This window comes from Nostoc sp. C052, from assembly GCF_013393905.1.
GTDB lineage: Bacteria > Cyanobacteriota > Cyanobacteriia > Cyanobacteriales > Nostocaceae > Nostoc.
Genome location: NZ_CP040272.1, coordinates 5,401,016 through 5,418,351, shown reverse-complemented (window position 1 = coordinate 5,418,351; position 17,336 = coordinate 5,401,016). Strand labels below are relative to the sequence as shown.

Annotated in this window: 16 protein-coding genes; 11 read left to right on the top strand and 5 right to left on the bottom strand. The window is 43.3% G+C overall.

Annotated elements, in window-relative coordinates:
* Window positions 1-105: 105 nt before the first annotated feature.
* From FD723_RS22345 to FD723_RS22325, 5 genes are all read right to left on the bottom strand, one after another.
* A complete protein-coding gene (locus FD723_RS22345; protein WP_179067318.1) occupies window positions 106-1,464 on the bottom strand; it encodes a hypothetical protein in 1,359 nt (452 codons plus the stop codon).
* A 157-nt stretch (window positions 1,465-1,621) separates the two neighbouring features.
* Window positions 1,622-2,302, bottom strand: a complete 681-nt coding sequence (locus FD723_RS22340) for a helix-turn-helix transcriptional regulator (RefSeq protein WP_218651749.1) — start codon at window positions 2,300-2,302, stop codon at window positions 1,622-1,624.
* A 95-nt stretch (window positions 2,303-2,397) separates the two neighbouring features.
* Window positions 2,398-3,105: an ABC transporter ATP-binding protein gene (locus FD723_RS22335; protein WP_306296987.1), complete on the bottom strand. Its 708-nt coding sequence runs from the start codon at window positions 3,103-3,105 to the stop codon at window positions 2,398-2,400.
* Window positions 3,106-3,110: 5 nt separating this feature from the next.
* A complete protein-coding gene (locus tag FD723_RS22330) occupies window positions 3,111-4,406 on the bottom strand; it encodes an ABC transporter permease (RefSeq protein ID WP_179067317.1) in 1,296 nt (431 codons plus the stop codon).
* Window positions 4,403-5,902, bottom strand: coding sequence for an efflux RND transporter periplasmic adaptor subunit (locus FD723_RS22325; protein WP_179067316.1), 1,500 nt, complete (start codon window positions 5,900-5,902; stop codon window positions 4,403-4,405). The genes FD723_RS22330 and FD723_RS22325 overlap by 4 nt, the downstream gene beginning before the upstream one ends.
* 617 nt (window positions 5,903-6,519) lie before the next feature.
* Between FD723_RS22325 and FD723_RS22320 the strand changes: the two genes are divergently transcribed.
* From FD723_RS22320 to FD723_RS22270, 11 genes are all read left to right on the top strand, one after another.
* On the top strand, window positions 6,520-6,945 hold the full coding sequence (locus FD723_RS22320; protein WP_179067315.1) for a hypothetical protein: 426 nt from the start codon (window positions 6,520-6,522) through the stop codon (window positions 6,943-6,945).
* A 38-nt stretch (window positions 6,946-6,983) separates the two neighbouring features.
* Window positions 6,984-7,523 carry a general stress protein gene (locus FD723_RS22315; RefSeq protein WP_179067314.1) on the top strand — a complete coding sequence of 180 codons (540 nt, stop codon included), beginning with the start codon at window positions 6,984-6,986 and terminating at the stop codon, window positions 7,521-7,523.
* 132 nt (window positions 7,524-7,655) lie between these two features.
* The gene (locus FD723_RS22310; protein WP_179067313.1) at window positions 7,656-8,009 is read left to right on the top strand and encodes a DUF5335 family protein; all 354 of its coding nucleotides are present in this window, start codon (window positions 7,656-7,658) and stop codon (window positions 8,007-8,009) included.
* A 104-nt stretch (window positions 8,010-8,113) separates the two neighbouring features.
* On the top strand, window positions 8,114-9,685 hold the full coding sequence (locus tag FD723_RS22305; RefSeq protein WP_179067312.1) for an oleate hydratase: 1,572 nt from the start codon (window positions 8,114-8,116) through the stop codon (window positions 9,683-9,685).
* Between the two features lie 69 nt (window positions 9,686-9,754).
* Complete coding sequence (locus FD723_RS22300) at window positions 9,755-11,293, top strand: NAD(P)/FAD-dependent oxidoreductase (RefSeq protein ID WP_179067311.1); 1,539 nt, start codon at window positions 9,755-9,757, stop codon at window positions 11,291-11,293.
* A gap of 281 nt (window positions 11,294-11,574) precedes the next feature.
* The gene (locus FD723_RS22295; protein WP_179067310.1) at window positions 11,575-12,873 is read left to right on the top strand and encodes an FAD-dependent oxidoreductase; all 1,299 of its coding nucleotides are present in this window, start codon (window positions 11,575-11,577) and stop codon (window positions 12,871-12,873) included.
* A gap of 39 nt (window positions 12,874-12,912) precedes the next feature.
* Window positions 12,913-13,488, top strand: coding sequence for an HdeD family acid-resistance protein (locus FD723_RS22290; protein WP_179067309.1), 576 nt, complete (start codon window positions 12,913-12,915; stop codon window positions 13,486-13,488).
* Window positions 13,489-13,604: 116 nt separating this feature from the next.
* On the top strand, window positions 13,605-13,919 hold the full coding sequence (locus tag FD723_RS22285) for a PepSY domain-containing protein (protein WP_179067308.1): 315 nt from the start codon (window positions 13,605-13,607) through the stop codon (window positions 13,917-13,919).
* 4 nt (window positions 13,920-13,923) lie between these two features.
* Window positions 13,924-15,036 (top strand): ferrochelatase, encoded by a 1,113-nt coding sequence (locus FD723_RS22280; RefSeq protein WP_179067307.1) that lies wholly within the window; start codon window positions 13,924-13,926, stop codon window positions 15,034-15,036.
* A gap of 326 nt (window positions 15,037-15,362) precedes the next feature.
* A complete protein-coding gene (locus tag FD723_RS22275) occupies window positions 15,363-16,427 on the top strand; it encodes a nitroreductase (protein ID WP_256874898.1) in 1,065 nt (354 codons plus the stop codon).
* Between the two features lie 19 nt (window positions 16,428-16,446).
* Window positions 16,447-17,109, top strand: a complete 663-nt coding sequence (locus FD723_RS22270; RefSeq protein WP_179067305.1) for a head GIN domain-containing protein — start codon at window positions 16,447-16,449, stop codon at window positions 17,107-17,109.
* Window positions 17,110-17,336 lie beyond the last annotated feature (227 nt).

Sequence of the window (17,336 nt, the reverse complement as noted above, 5' to 3'; positions counted from 1 at the left end):
TCTTAATTAAGGAGCATCGACTCATCGACAGGGAGCAACGCGATTTTGTGAGGTGCTAAAAATTAGTGGTATAACAGTATTGAAATACCTGTTTTTATTGGTTATCTAGCTATGTGAATGAGAATGAGACTTTGATCTCACTTTTTCGCGTTTCTCCTCATCAACATCGACTCCAGGAAAGGCAATGAGAGCACCAATAATGACTGGATAATCAGAAGTCGAAGCACCAGTAAATGTAGTGCCACCGCTTGTGCTGTGCGTATATTCAGTTTCATGTCCACCACTGCCACCAAACTGGAAGGGACCGATTCGTAAGCCGGCACTTCCATTAAACTTTTGAACGTTTTTATCATAGGTGGAGTTACTCATGGTGATGGAATAACTAGGCTGGTAAGCAATTACCAAAGAGGCAATTCTGGTTGAAAGAATACCTCCTTTTCCGAAAAGTGCATGATCTCCGCCCGTTGGATGAAAAGGAGCCGCTATTGTATAGCCCTGCCCACCACCTTTTGCTAGGTCTCTCATAAAGCCACCATCATACCAATCACCAGGTGTAATCTCGACAGTGGTAGAGGACTTCACAGAAATCGTAGCTTTTACGTTTTTATCTGATTCTGAAAGATCCATGTTTGACCAGCCACCTGAACCACTTACCCCCCAGAAAAAGGTGTTGTAACCAGCAGTGCCACCAGCCCATGAGTTCTGAAGACTGCTAGTACTATCTGAAGCATTAAGGTTTACGGTAAAGCTACCTTGACTGCCTCGTGTTAATTGTGCTCGCCAATCACGACCACTTGTCTCGATTTTCCAATCTGGTTGCCATCGGAGAATACCGGCACCATCAGGAACTTTAGTCCATCCCCGAGGGGCGGGTACCAATCCTGGCTCTCCATCTGGAAGCTTAGTAGCTTTAATTGCATCTTGTAAAGTTGCTGGCATACTTGCTTGTTGAAGTTCCAGAATTAAATCTTGCACTCGGTTCTTGTTAGCTACAGCATTATCAACTCCATGTTGCCAGGCTGTTCCCTGATCTGAGGCTATCCAATCATTTATTGTTGGATACTTTGCTGCAAATACAACACCTCCATTTTGTTTTGCACCTAAATAAGCCTGATTCATGTCACTATTTGCTTTAGTGACAGCATTTCCCGCTATTGTTAGTTGATTTTGCAACTCTTTAAAGTCTTGTTCCTCATCGGGAGTGAGTTTAAATGTGACGTGGGAAAGAATGTCTCGATAGGTCTGAAAAAAATTAGCATCTGCATAAGCAAAATCACTAACAGGAGACCATTCTGGCATCCCACTCATGATCTGATACGCTTGTGGGTCGATTTGTCCTATAGGAGCTACATCCCAGTAGAAACTTTTAGGAGTACCAAGCATTTGGAAATACGGTTTTCCTCCTCCTAATATGCCCTTAATGATTTGATCGTAAGTCTGGCTAAAAAGATTTGTGTTGTTCATTGTTTTATTGCTTGAGATTTATTTTTGCTATTGGCTGGTACGCTCGGTTTTTTAATTCAGCTTTGCTGCACTAGCCTTTGATTTAATTGTCCTTAAAATAAACTTTGGAAACAATACGACAATCCGCGTACTAGAATGATAACAACCTTGTAACAAACTATTTTTTGAATAACCCCAACTTTTCTAAAGCAAACATCACCGCACCTGTCCGGCTTTGCACAGCCAATTTCTGGTAAAGATGTTCCAGATGTTTTCGCACTGTTCCTTCACAGCAACCCAGCACTTTCGCAATTCCGGCATTGCTTTTATCCTTAGCAACCCAAAACAATACCTCCGCTTCACGTTGAGTAAGTCCTAGTAATTCCAGGGAAGAAATTGAAAAGGATTGCAATTCTTCTTCCTCCAACCGCAAGAGGTATTGCTCCCTAATTGGATCGGGAATGAGACGGATAACTAATTGTTGTTCTGCTTGCTCTATGTGCAAGGGTAAACACGGGGATAGTATATTTTCACTGAATGTAGGTTGTGTAATCTGATGCTTGAACCAATGGTATAAGGGGTCTGGCAATAAGGGTGGAGTGAGAGCTAAAGAATACTGGCTCAAGAGTTGTTCTGCCCGTTGAGTTATGAGCTGCACTTGCCCATCGATCGCCAAAATGATTGCCCCTATATGATCTGAAATCTGGCTGAATTGCGTCAGTATTTGCTGATATTGGCTGAATGTATGGTTATTCTCATCTGTCTCAATCACTTGGAGACGCAGTAGATTCAGAACACAGCGATCGCACTCTGTGATATTTGGGCGATCGCAACTTAACAAAATCCTTTGATTTAACACTATATAATCCTTCGCTATGTAAAAACTACACAACTTTCGGCAGACTATGCTGACGTTATTTATCAAATAAATTATGAATGTGCAAAAGCTTGAACTCAAAGCTGCATACTTTTAGTCGGCGTAGCCATCGCCCTCTCAACAATCACCCCATCCTGCATCTGAATCACCCGCTTTGTCTGAGCTGCTACCGTTGCATCATGGGTGACAATTGCGATCGTAGTTCCTTGTTGATTTAATTCCGTCAGCAAATTCATAATTTCGTGAGAAGTTTTAGAATCTAAAGCCCCCGTTGGTTCATCTGCCAACACTAAGGCAGGATGATTCACCAGCGCCCGCGCGATCGCCACTCGCTGTTGTTGTCCTCCCGAAAGTTGGCTAGGGCGGTTTGTTAAGCGATCGCCTAATCCAATCTTTTCTAAGGCGGCGATCGCAGATTCCAGTCGTTGCGATCGCGGCACATCTGCATAAATCATCGGTAGCATGACATTTTCTAGTGCCGTCAACCGAGGCAACAAATTGAATTGTTGAAATACAAAACCAATATATTGATTGCGGATATCTGCAAGTTCATCATCATCCAGGGTTGTCAAATCTCTACCGTCTAAGATATATTGTCCACTCGTCGGACGATCCAGACAGCCGATGATGTTCATCAGTGTTGATTTCCCTGAACCCGAAGCCCCCATAATCGCCACATATTCCCCATCTTCAATCGATAAATCAATTTCCTTCAGAACGGGCACATCCAATTCACCCAAGTGATAGGTTTTCGTGATGCCCTCCATTAAAATCATGTTTGCCATAGTGATTACTCATTGTGTAGTGCTGAAATCGGATCTAATTTGGCAGCATTACGCGCTGGGATGCCGCCTGCCAGAATGCCAACAAGAAAGGAAAGGCTAAAACCTGCCCCAATCGACCATAACGGTACAATAAACGGAAATTTGAACACAGTTGCGGCAGCAAATGCGAACCCAATGCCCAATCCCACGCCAATTACACCGCCAACTGTGGAGATAACGATTGCTTCAGTCAAAAACTGCCTTAAAATATCTGTGCCAGTTGCACCTACGGCTTTGCGGATGCCAATTTCTCGCGTTCGTTCCATCACCGAAACTAGCATGATGTTGGCAATGCCAATGCCGCCGACGACCAGGGAAATACCTGCGATCGCACCTATCATCAAGGTAAATGAACCCATCACACTGCTGAAAGTGCTGATAATATCAACTAAATTGACAATCCGAAAATCATCGACGGCTGAGGTATGAATGCCATGCCGTAGACGCAGAATATTTGTCACCTGAAATTGAGCCGAGTTCAGTTGATCGCCATCGATCGCTTCTAACCAAAATCCATTAATTGCTACACCCGTTAAGGCGTTATTGCCCACAATTTGGGCAGACATATTGGTTAGGGGAATATAAATCACATCGTCGAGATCCTGTCCACCCGCCGTTCCCTTCGATTCCGCCACCCCTACCACGGTGTAGCGCTTACCCCGAATCCGTAAATCAGCCCCAATCACGGATTCATTTGTGTTAAATAATTCATCTAGCACTGTGGAACCGAGAAACGCCACAGGGCGGACAGCATCCAAATCCCCTTGACTAAAAAAGAGTCCCGTTTGGGGATGAATGTTTTTGATAGTTGGGTAGTTTAAATCCGTTCCTACAAGGGTGGTGGCGATGTTGTTATTGCCTCTGACGATCTGAATTGAACCGCGTTGTAAGAATGCCGAAACCGATTTAGCGGCTGGGACTTGTTTAGCGATCGCCTTAGCATCTTCCCACGTCAGTGTACTGGCTGAACCCGCTCCTAGACTGATGCCGCCTGTTCTGGCTGCCCCCGCCGTGACTACCATCACGTTTGTTCCCAAAGCTTGGATTTGTAACTCTGTTGACTTCTGCACACCTTGTCCCACGGCGGTAATCGTAATTACTGAGGAGATGCCAATAATCACGCCCAACATAGTCAAACCTGTCCGCAGTTTGTTGCCCAAAAGCGTTTCGACTGACATGATCAGAACTTCACCGAAAGAGATTTTGCCCTTTCGTTGACGGCGCGGACGATTCGTTGTCTGCGAATCAATACGTTTTTTCATGAACGTCTGCCATTAGCTGTAGAAACCTTACGAGTTCCAGGTGGAAAGCTGAGTAAAACGTGTTCGTTTCCGGTTAAGCCAGACTTTACCTCGGTTTTGTCATTCACCGTTGTCCCGACTACAATCGGCACGAAGACTGAATCGCCTTTGTCCTTGGCCACAAATACGCCCTGAGAATTATTTTGTTGAACGATCGCCCCAGTCGGTACCACCAGCACATTTTTCAACTCTCCAGCTTTAAAGTCCACAGTTACATTCATCCCTGATCGCAGCAGATGTTGGGGATCTGGCACTGATGTCTTCACCTCAAAGCTAGTCACGTTTTGTACAACATCCGACTGAGTGGCAATTTGCGTTACTTGTCCAGTAAAAGTTTTCCCCGGATAGGCATCTGCCTGAATTGTCGCAACTAGACCCATGCGAATTTGGGCAATGTTCGCTTCTGCAACCTGGGCAACAATCTGGTTCGTGGATGCGAGAGCCAAGATGGAAGATGATGAAGCAGAAGAAACCGAACTACCCGCCGTAGTAGGCGTTACAAATGAGCCAGGATCGGCAAATTTCCGGGCGACAATCCCACTAAAGGGGGCGCGGATCACCATATCATTGATATCTGTCTGGATAATTTGCACTGCTCCCTCAGCCGCCGCTACTTGGGCGCGGGCTTGCTGAATGTCCTCCGGTCGTGATCCTGCTTGAGAGAGTGATAGAGCCTCCTGTTTCTGTTTGAGGAGTGCCTCGGCTTGAATAATCTCTTCTGGCCGAGTTCCCGATCGCATCAATGAAGCAGCTGCTTGTGTTTGCTTGACTTGAGTCTGGGCGCGATCGCGGCTAGTACGGAAGGTATTCAGACTTTGGAGAGCGATCGCACCTGAGTTATAGAGTTCTTGATTTCTTTTAAGATCATCGTTAGCTTGACGTAGGGCATATTGAGCATCCCTCAACTGGGCTTCGGCTTGGGCAACTTCCTGGAGTCGATTTCCATTAAGTAATTTTTGGAGATTTGCGTCTTGTTCAGCCAGCTGTGCCTTTGCTGTGGCGATATCTTGAGTTCGATTCCCATTGAGTAATTTTTGCACATTTGCTTCAGCCGCAGCCAGATTCCCCTGAGCTTGCCGTAATTGTCCCTGAAGATTCGAGGCATCCATGTAAGCAAGCACCTGCCCAAGTTGGACAGAATCGCCTTCTTTAACCAGCAGTTGCTTCAAAATCCCTGACGTTTTTGGACTCACATTAACTGAACGTTCGGGTTCAACAGTTCCATTTGCAGAAACCGCGATCGTGAGATTACCCCGCTTAACTAAAGCCGTTTGAATCTTCAGCTTTGCTTGCTGTTGAGGCACTACAACCAGTTGGTAATAAGTGAGATAGCCAACGCCAATCATGGAAATCAATATCAGTAAACCAAGTAGCCATTTATTTGCTTTTAGCTTACTCAGTCCATTCGGCTTTAGTTCTTTAGGCTTTAGTTCCTTCGGTTTTAAGGCAATGGTCATAGGTGATACCTCTAATTTCAGAATGCAACAAGTGATTGGGGTGTATAAAAACTGTCTATAGGATTTGAAGATTTTAGAAAATTATCAGAAATAATTCAGTTGTTAGGAGCCAGATGAGCTACCCCTCGGTGCGCTAACAGAATTTAATTATGTTTGATTGTGAATTCACAATTCACAATTCTTCATCAATATTCGCTCTATTTTTATTAGTAATAATAGCTTTGTGTAATGGATTACTATTTCAGTATGACAAAGGTATGTTTGATTTCTAGGGTTATTTGATTGATTTAAAAAAATCTCACTTTTACTTTTAGGTATTCAGAGTAATCAAGCGATCGCTATAGAAAACTTCAAAAAATTGAAAGCAATATTTAGCGTCTAAAGTCTTGTAAAAAGAAGCAAAGGCAAATTTTTATAAGAGTAATTATGTTTTAAAAAGCTTTAAATAGTGTATGAATTGTATAACTTCTACTAAAACATTCAAAAGGTAGAGGTTATATTGGGCAAAATCTGTAAATATTAAATGTGCGGCGAAACAAACTCAAGCTGAAATTCAATCTTCAACTAACGATAGTAAAGCTAAATTTCAGAAATTCAACATACTAGAGCTAATTATCATGAGTACTGCAATTGATAACTTCACCAAAAATCTTCATGACAATTTAGAAGCGGTTGAAGAACGGGTAAAATCGCTGAGAGAAAGTATTCAATCTGCGCCGAAAAAAACTCAAACTGAGATTGAATCTCAAATTGATGAAGCGAAGATAAAGCTGGATGCTAAGAAAAAAGAATTCGATGATTATCGGGCAAAGCTCAAAACTCAATTTGAGGAAAAAGAATCTGAAGTGAAGTCCCATGTCGAGGAATGGAAAACGGGTCGCAAAGTAAAGAAACTCGAACATCGGGCAGATAAAGCTGAAAACCATGCAGCTACGGCGACCTTCCTAGCGATCGCCACCATTGAAGAGGCTGAGAAAGCAACCTTAGAAGCGATCGCCGCCAGACTAGATGCCGAAGCCGCAGCAGTAGCTACAAAGAACTAATTCGTAACTCGCTTGAAATATATACAGGAGAAAGACTCATGACATATACACATACGGTTGTTGCTAATTTCCCCTCCCATGCAGAAGCAGAAAAGGTTGTATTGGAGCTGCAAAAATCAGGCTTCGATATGCAAAAGCTCTCGATTATTGGTAAAGACTACCAAACCACTGAACATGTGCGGGGATTTCTCACTTGGAAAGATACAGCTAAAGCTGGAGCCGCAGGGGGTGGTTATTGGGGTAGCTTCGTCGGCGGTTTATTTGGCATTTTAGCAGGGGCTGGAGTGCTGTTTATTCCCGGAGTAGCTCCGATCATCATTGCTGGCCCCATTGCGGGAGTCTTGGCGGGTTGGTTGGAAGGAACACTTGTTGGTGCTGCTGGTGCTGCTGCTGTTGGAGGACTGGCAGGTGCTTTAGGAGGGTTAGGAATCCCCAAGCACGAGATAGTGAAGTACGAGACTCAAATTCAAGGAGGCGAGTTCATAATCCTTGTAACAGGCAGCAACGAGGATGTCAGTCAGGCGAGGCAGATGCTAGACAGAATTAGTCATGGAATGAGCATTTCGATTCCTGTCTAACGCTTTGAACTATTAATCTATCAACATTAGATATCCAGTGAAAAAGAATTGTTTTGACGTAGTAGTACTACGTCAAAACAAGGATTCTGGATAACGCATATTTAATTTCTGGAGATATTTAAAGGAATCATCATGGTAAGTAAAATTGATATCAGCAAATCTGTGCCGCGTGAGCGATGGGGTGAATTTTTTGATCTGTTCTCAAGTGGTAATCGTGGTCGCTATATTTCAATCGAAATCATCGATTCAGAACTCGATAATGCAGAACTGATTCAAAACGCACCTTTGATGGCAATGGTTTACGATCGCCCCGGAAAAGGAGATGATTTGGTAATTGAAGTGGGTAGGGATGAAGTGACTTACGCTCACACAATCGATTCACCGACTGAAGTTTTAACGGGACAGAACTCAAACGGTGTGATGATAGCGGTTCGGATTAGTGACGCTACCGGGACAAAAACGTTGATCCAGTTACAAGCTAATTAATGTGAATAAAATCATTACCCGTCTAAAACGTCAAGAACTTTAGATTTAGGTTCACAAAAGACGTAAAACACTATTAAACCAAGCTTTGCAGGGATTGAGTTGACATGGTTAAGGAATCTAATGCCTATTTGTTAGGTGGTGGTATCGGCTCTTTGGCAGCCGCCGCCTTCATGATTCGTGACGGCGGACTCCCTGGCGGAAATATTTTTATCCTAGAAGCAAAACCCTTGCTGGGCGGAAGTATGGATGGAGCAGGGAACCCTACAGATGGCTATTCTCTGCGCGGGGGAAGGATGTTAACGACCGACAATTACGAATGTACTTGGGATCTTTTCAAGTCGATTCCCTCCCTGAGTTCGCCCGGTAAAACGGTATTTGACGAAACGATGGAGTTCAATGAGCAGCATAAATCAAATTCTATGGCGCGTCTCGTTGACAGCCGACGGGCGAAAGTCTCTGTGAGTTCGATGGGCTTTTCCATGCAAAATCGTCAAGAGTTACTGAAACTTACCCAAGCTGATGAAGCTGAGTTGGGTGCTAGTTGTATCACAGATTGGCTTTCCCCTGAATTCTTCGAGACTGAATTTTGGTATATGTGGGTTACTACGTTCGCCTTCCAGCCGTGGCATAGTGCTGTTGAATTCAAGCGTTATTTGCATCGCTTCATGTTGGAATTCTCTCGAATTGAAACCCTAGCTGGGGTTAAGCGCACCATCTACAATCAGTATGATTCATTGATTCTTCCCTTACAGAGTTGGCTTGCTGCCCAAAATGTCCATTTCCTCGTCGATTGCAAGGTGACGGATCTGGATAGCACCACAGCAGAGGGAAAGTTAGTAGTGACAGGCATTCATTATCAGCAGAGTGGTGAAAGCAAAACCATTGCAGTTAAAGATAGCGACTTGGTTTTTCTGCAAAATGGCTCAATGACCGATGCCTCAAGTTTGGGGTCGATGACAAGTGCGCCCAAGAAGTTGACTAAACAGGACTGCACTAGTTGGACTTTGTGGGAAAAGCTGGCAGCAGAAAGCCCAGATTTTGGTAATCCTGCTGCTTTCAATAGCAGCATTGCCGAGTCTCTCTGGGAGTCTTTTACGGTGACACTAAAAAACCCTGCATTCTTCGATAAAATCGCCAAGTTTAGCGGCAATCAAGCGGGGACTGGTGGGCTGATCACGTTTAAAGACTCAAATTGGCTGATGTCCATTGTACTCGCCTATCAACCCCACTTTATAAATCAGCCTGCTGATGTACAAGTCTTCTGGGGATATGCCCTTTTTGGCGATCGCATCGGTAACTTCGTTCCCAAGCCAATGAGCGACTGCAACGGTGAAGAAATTCTGCGAGAACTTTGCGGTCATTTACGATTCGATTTGGACACTGTGGAATCGGCAAACTGTATTCCTTGCAGAATGCCGTACATCACAAGTATGTTTATGCCTCGTTTACGTAGTGATCGACCATTGCCGATCCCTCGTAGCTCGAAAAACCTCGCTTTCATCAGCCAGTTTGTGGAAATTGCTGATGATGTCGTCTTCACAGTTGAATATTCGGTGCGAGCTGCTCAGATGGCAGTCTACGAATTCCTTAGTATCGATCGTCAGATTCCACCTATCTCGCCTCATGACAAGTCACTGCAAGTCGAGTTTAAGGCTTTAGTCAAAGCGTTTAGGTAAGTTTTGCCTTCACTAACGGGCGTTTCAACGGGACAGAACTCAGATTTTTATTGTTCGAGGAACTCTCTCATGAAACCGGATTACCTGATTGTCGGTAGTGGTTTATCAGCATTAGTCTTTGGCGCTTTAATGGCAAACTCTGGCAAGACTGTGCAAATTCTCGAAGCCCATGAGCATCCCGGAGGTTTTGGGCATACGTTTACAATGGCTAAAAAATATACGTTTAACGCTCAATTTCACTACGTCTGGGACTGCGGTGAAGGGCAAACTGTCAATCGGGTACTCAAAAAACTAGGGTTAGATCGGGAAGTAACCTTTGAACGTTATGACTCGGAAGGCTTTGATCACATGCGAATGCCAGAGCATAGTTTGGATATTCCCTCGGAGCCAGAGGAACTGATCCAGCGATTGTCTAATTTGTTTCCTGCTCATGGCGATCGCATTTGCCAATTTGTCAACGAAGTGGAAAAGACTGGTGAAGGTTTGAAAAAACTCTCTCCACCGCTCAAGCCAATTGAACTGCTCAAACATTCAAATGAGGTATTTTCTGCCGTCCAGTACCTCAACAGCACACTTCAGGATGTCTTTGACAAATTCCAGCTACCCCAAGATGCTCAAACCCTATTAGCCCTACAATGGCCTGATTTTTTGCTGCCTCCAAATCAACTCTCGTTCTATGCTTGGGTTATATTATTCCGAGGTTATCAAGCGGGCGCATTTTACCCAACCCAGCATTTTGAACATGTGATTAATTCGTTGGTCAATGTCATCGAATCATTGGGGGGACAGGTATTGCTCAACCATGAAGTTACGAATTTTAGAGTCACAGACAGAACGGTTACGGGAGTTCAAGCGATGGATCTCACCACCCATCAAACCCATGAATTTGCAGGCGACACCGTAATTTGCAATATTGACCCCAAAAAAGCCGCCAAGATGATTGGGGAATCGCAGTTTTCTAAAAGCGTGCGTCGAAAACTCAACTATGAATATTCGCCATCTAACTACATGGCTTATTGCGTCGTCAAAGATATCGATCTCCGAGAATATGGATTTGGCAAGTGGAATCTTTTTCATACAGGGCATCACGATTTAAATGAAGCCTTCACGCAGATGTACGATCGCAATGACTTTTCTAATCCTAGCTTTGCCATCACAACGCCGACTTTATTGACTACAGCAAGTCGAGATTGCCCAGAAGACTGCCAAATTGTCGAATTTCTTACCGTTGCCAATTATAAATACTTCCAGGAATTACGAGATAATGACCGCAAAGCTTACAACCAGAAAAAGCAAGAAATCTTAGATTCCATCCTCGATGTTGTGGAAGAACACCATGTACCGAACTTTAGAAAATACATGGTCTTCCATATTACAGGTAGTCCTACTACCAATGAGCGTTTTTGCTGGTGTCCAAATGGGAATTCCTACGGCTCCAGTATGACACCGCGCAATATGGGTATGGGACGACTGAATCACGAAACCTCACTCAATCATTTCTATTTCTGCAATGCCTCATCTGGCTATCCTGGCTTTGCTGCCACATTTTGGACAGGCGCACTGCTGTATCAACGATTATCAGGCGACCAAATAATTACTAATTCGTAATTCGTAATTCGTAATTAAAGAGGGTTTGAGCCAACACTGATTGTAACTACGAATTACGAAAGCGTTGCGGTAGCGTACCACTCCGTGGAAGCAAGCTACGCGCAGCATCTTGTAGAGAGGAACGAGCGTCATTATCAATTACGAATTATGTTGACCAACTCTGAGGGGTTAAGTTTCATAGCAACTAACAAGCAGAAAGTTTTGCAACGGGGATTTAGAACCCGCTACAAAACTTAATTACGAATTACGAATTACGAATTATTTTAATTGAGAGGTAAATCATGAGAATCGCGATCGTTGGGGGAGGAGCCAGTGGCATGGTGACAGCTTACCTGCTCGATAAACAAGGGCATCATGTCACTGTGTTTGAACGACAACCTACTTTAGGTGGACATATTCGGACACTGAACAAGAACGTTCAGCCGAACCAATCCGATTGTAATGAAATTTTGGAAAATGGAGTGCTGGAATTTCCGACTGTGTTTTACAACTTCATCGCCCTCATGGAAGAGTTAGGGGTGGAACTAGAACCCCTGAATATGGGTTCAGCGATGTTTTTCAAAAATGGCAGCCACTTTCTATCAAGAGTCGCAATCCAGAAGAACTTCACAGGTATTCGCCGCCTGATTGAATATTTACGCCTCGATACCCTCTATGCCCGTTCTGCTGGATTATGGCTAAGAATAAAATTTGCTCACCTGCAAGATTTTTATAATCAGCCTTTGTCGCAATACTTGAAACAGCCCTGTATTCGTAATACTTGGCTAAAATTGCTAATTATGTATAGCTATTCAATGCCGTTGGAACTGATTGATGATTTTCCGGCAGAATTGGCAATGCCTGTCTTACGCAAGGATGTCGCAGTCCACTGGCTCAGGGTTAAAGGCGGTGTGTATTCTTACATTGAAAAAATTCTGGCGCGATTCCAGGGTGAGGTTTTGCTGAATGTAGAGATTGACCGGATTTTCAGAACCTCGGATACTGTGAAAATTGTGCGATCGACTGGTGAAATTCAGGAGTTTGATAAAGTCGTGTTTGCTACGCCACCCGACCAAGTGATGGCGTTGTTAGCAGATCCAACGGATGCCGAAATCAAACGGTTTTCTGCTTGGAAAGCCAATTATGCGACTACCTTACTGCATACAGATAGTTCCATATACAACCGTTATGGCATTAAACAACCCTCAGAATTTGATTTCTTTCAGGCAAAAAGCCGATGGGGTTATAACAGTTGCCTAAATCAAATTTGTAACATCTCATCCCCACCAAATTATTTTCTCTCGTTCCAACTAGAGGAGTTGATTGCACGCGATAGCGAAGCGCTGCTGCAAGCAGAACGCATTATTCACATTGAAAAACATCACACCCCGTTATATACCACTGAATCTTTTCAATATCGAGATGAAGTAGTTGCCACTAATGGCGAGAACAACACTTACCATGCAGGAGCCTACCTTGGTGATGGCTTGCATGAAGGAGCTATAACTTCTGCCTTTCGAGTTGCTCAACTGGTTGGGTTAAGCCAAGGCTCGATTGATATCACAAATCCTAAATCAATACCACAATTTGTACAACATTGATCCATCAAATTTTTTAGATAAATTTAAAAGGAGATGAACATGAGAGTTATTGAGCCTGAAACTGATGAGCAAGTTGTTAATTCTGGATGGACAAATGCGATACCCTTGGTAGCCGTAGGCATCGCTATTCTCATGATCGTGTTGGGCATCATTGCAATTGCATTTCCTTTCTTTGCTAGCGTTGCTTCAACCTTAATATTTGGCTGGATATTCATCTTTGCTGGAATTACTCAAGTTGCTTATGCCTTTCAATCAAGAGGTGCAGGTAAAGTTATCGGGAAGCTGATTCTAGGTCTTTTGTATCTCCTATCTGGAATTTTAGTAGTGGTAAATCCATTTGAAGGGGTGCTTGCCCTGACATTAGTGTTGGGTATTACTATTTTTGTGCAAGGCGTGATTCAAGTGGCGATCGCATTTCAAATGCGTCGGATTTCATCTAACTGGGGATTAATGCTTGTAAGCGGAATCATCGGCATTATTTTCGGTATTTTCATTTGGTCTAACTTTCCATCTAACGCAGTTTGGCTGATTGGCACTTTCATTGGCATCAATCTTTTATTCGATGGAGTTTGGATGCTAACTCTGCATTCAGGACAGCGCCGCGCTTTACAGTAGAAAAGCAGAGGACTAAAGTCCTACAAACCTTGAATTATTTACGCCGCTCTACTTAGACAAAATTATTCTGTCGATATCTGTCTAAAGCTTTGAAGCAACAAATAAGGAATTATTTTATGACAACCTCCAAAAAGAACAGCAAATATTTTCAAGATATTCGCCGTTTTCATCGCATACTTGCTCCCATTATGTTGTTGCCTTTATTGCTGACAGCTATTACAGGATCGGTTTATCAGATCGTTGATTTGGCAGGCAAAGGAGATGCATTTGACTGGTTATTAAATTTGCACAAGGGACATTTTGGGGCACTTAATCTAGAAGTAATTTACCCCTTCCTGAATGCTCTCGGCTTGCTGATATTAATTTTTACGGGAATTTCTATGTGGCTTCATCTACGACGTACTTCTAAAAAACAACCTACTCAGGCTTAAAACAATGATTATTAGTCATCAATCTCAAGCGACGCAACCCGTCGGAACCCAAAATAGCGATCGCGTTGCAGTTTTGCTCGCAGGGTATGGTGAAGTGCAATCTTACCGCGCTCTGAGTGTTTACAACCAAGCTGCAACAAAGTATATTGCATCTCAGTTTGTGCCGATTCCAGAATGGCTATATCCTCTTGCTGGTTGGTTTCTCGCACTTCAAGATTTGTACAATTTTGGAGTCAAGCACAATCATTTCATATCGCCCGAAAATGAAATTTTTGAAAAACAACGTCTTGGTATTGAGGAACAGTTACAACACCAATGGGGAAATCGGGTGCAAGTGTTCAAAGGATTTTATTTCTGTAAACCCTTTGTGCAAGAAGTTGTAACAGATATCATTGAGCAAGGCTTTCAGAATTTGCTAATTTATCCAATGCTTGTGGTCGATTCTGCATTCACGGGCAAAATAGCTGTCGAGCAAGTCAATGAAGTTATTGCTGCAACTGCATCTATAAATCAGCCTGAACATTCGCTATTCAAGGCAATTCGATATATTCCAGCCTTTGCAACTGAACCTGCGTACATTGATTTGATGGCGCGTCGAATTAAGGAAACTCTGAATCAGCTATTTGTTGGCCGCTTTTTTGAGTCTCAGATTGGCATTATATTAACGGTTCACGGTGGCCCAGAAAAAGCGCAAGGACTGTTAACTGGGGTAATTGATGGACAAGCCCTTTATGATGGCGTGGAAGCACAGTTGCAGCATCAATATCCGCTCGTCTCCATCGGTTGGGTGAATCATGACACACCTTTCATTAATTGGTCACAGCCCGATCTGAAACAAGCCGCCAAAAGTTTGATTACAGCAGGGGCCCAAACTATTTTATTTAAACCCCTTGGCTGGGTGACAGATAATTATGAAACCATTCTCGATGTCGAAGATGCTATTCAATCTTTGCAGCGTCAATATCCAACGGTGACTTACACACGGCTTGATTGTATCAATGACGATCCTGATTTTCTGAAAATAGCCGCAGAATGGGCAAATCCTCACATTGAAGCCATGCTGTCAGTGCCGCAACACCACGAGCATATTCAAACTAGAAGACTTGATTTTGACTGAACTTTGAAATAGGTTAAAAACCACAGTGCGGGATTTATCGAAACAGAATTCAGGAGTCAGGAGCCAGAATGGGCTAAACCTTAGCTATCCGCTAACAGAATGAATTTTGTGCGACTGGCGGATCTGAAAGCGTTAGCGAGTCATCTCCCAAGGGGAGACGCTAAGAGCGAACGAGCGTCGCGTCTTGATTCTGACTCCTGAATTCTGACTTCTGAATTCTTCTTAAATTTTTCATAATTAAAATTAGTTGCTCTTTACCCTCAATTACGAGCGTTATGAATAGGAAAAATTTTATCAGTATTGCAGGAGGGACAATAATTGCAACTGTGACAACATCTTATTTGTTGAGTGATAAAAGGAATCTTTTAAGGACGGATATAAAACCAGCAAACAATAACAAAGAAACTCTTAAACCGGATGAAAAAGACATTCTGTTTCTCGCCTCACTTGCGCCGAGTGGACACAACACGCAGCCGTGGTTTGTTCAATATCTCGAACCTTATCACTGGATTATCGGCAACGATAAAAGTAAATGGCTACTTGCCGTTGACCCGACTCAGAGAGAAACGATTTTATCAATCGGTACTTTTATTCAAAATCTGGAATATGCCGCTAGTTCTTTTGGCTATGACTGTCAGTGGAATTTGCTAGCTAAGACCAATCAAGACGAACAGGTGATGGAAGTAAACCTGATCAAAAAAGAGTTGATAAATGCTTTTGATATCGCAAAAATAAAAAATCGTCGCACTGTTCGTTCTAATTTTTTAAGTAATGTGCTGAAACCAGAAGATATCAAATATCTTGTCAATTCAGAATCGGAATTTATTCATTATCTGCCTGTTACCAGTAAAGAAAGTCAATTTATCAACGAACAAACTATCGTTGCCAACCGCCTTCAATCCGATCGCGACCCAGCGCAGCAAGAATTAGCCGACTGGATCAGATTCTCTAGTAAGGATGCTGAGAAATATCGTGACGGGCTGACAACTGCAAGCATGGAAATAGAAGGATTTTCTGGCTGGGTGGTGCGGAACTTTTATAGTAAAGATAATGTAATGAAAAAGGATTTCCGAGAGACAGGGCTTGATAAAGTTAAACAGGAAGTGTCGAAATCGGCAGGTTGGATTCTCATTACCAGTAAAGACAATTCGGTGGCGACATTGCTGGAAACTGGCAGACGAATGCAAAGACTTTTCCTGAAAGTGCGGGAAAAGAGTATTGCGATTCATCCGATGACTCAGATATTAGAAGAAGCCTCAACGAGAGAAACTCTAAATCAATCAATTGGGATTAGCGAAAATATTCAATTTATCTTGCGGTCGGGTTATGTAAAAAATTATCCGTCGCCAGTTTCACTACGCCGCCCCGTTGATTGGTTTATACGGAAATGATTGTATGAATAGGGAAACAATGAGATCAAAGCTATACGGTTTAGCTGCGTGTTTGGCAGCTTTGAGTATGTTTGCAGGCTGCTCTTTTAACTTGGGTAAGCTCAGAGGATCTGGAATCGTCAAAACCGAATCTAGAGAAGTGGCTGGATTTTCATCCATTTCCTTTAAATCCGTGGGTAGGGTCAGGGTGCAGCAGACGGGAAAAGAATCCCTGACTATTAGCGCTGAAGACAACATCCTTCCGCTTTTAGAGAGTCGCGTGAAAGATCGCATCTTGTATCTGGGCATTGCAAATGATTCCTCTTTCGACCCGACCAAGCCGATTGAGTTTGTTTTGGAGGTCAAGAGTCTGGAAAGCTTGAACATAGATGGAGTCGGCAGTATTGAAGCTAAGGGTATTCAAGGCAAACAGTTATCAGTTTCTCTTGATGGCGTGGGTAGTATGACGATCGCAGGAAGCGCTGATGTACTAGACCTTAGCCTTTCTGGGGTCGGAAGCTTTAAGGGCGAGGAGTTTAAGACTAAACAGGCTACGGTTCGCCATAGCGGCGTGGGGAGTGCGGTGGTCAATGTGAGCGATCAGTTAGATGCAACGGTATCTGGCGTGGGGTCAGTAGAGTATATTGGTTCTCCCCAAGTTCGGGAATCCGTGAAAGGGGTGGGATCAGTCAAAAAACGGTAGTTTTTGTCAAAAACCATAAAGTTTCACTCGTACATCGACCGTTACGTTTCATATCGTATTCAATCAATTCATTTTCCAGCACATTGGACGCGGTATAGGGATCAATGGGAGTATGCACACGCAGTCAACGCCTTTATCAAAATTATTGGGCTAAGTTTGCTCGTGATCTCTGTGCTTGTAGAAACGCCGAAAATGGAGAAATTAGACTGAGACAATATGGAAAGTGA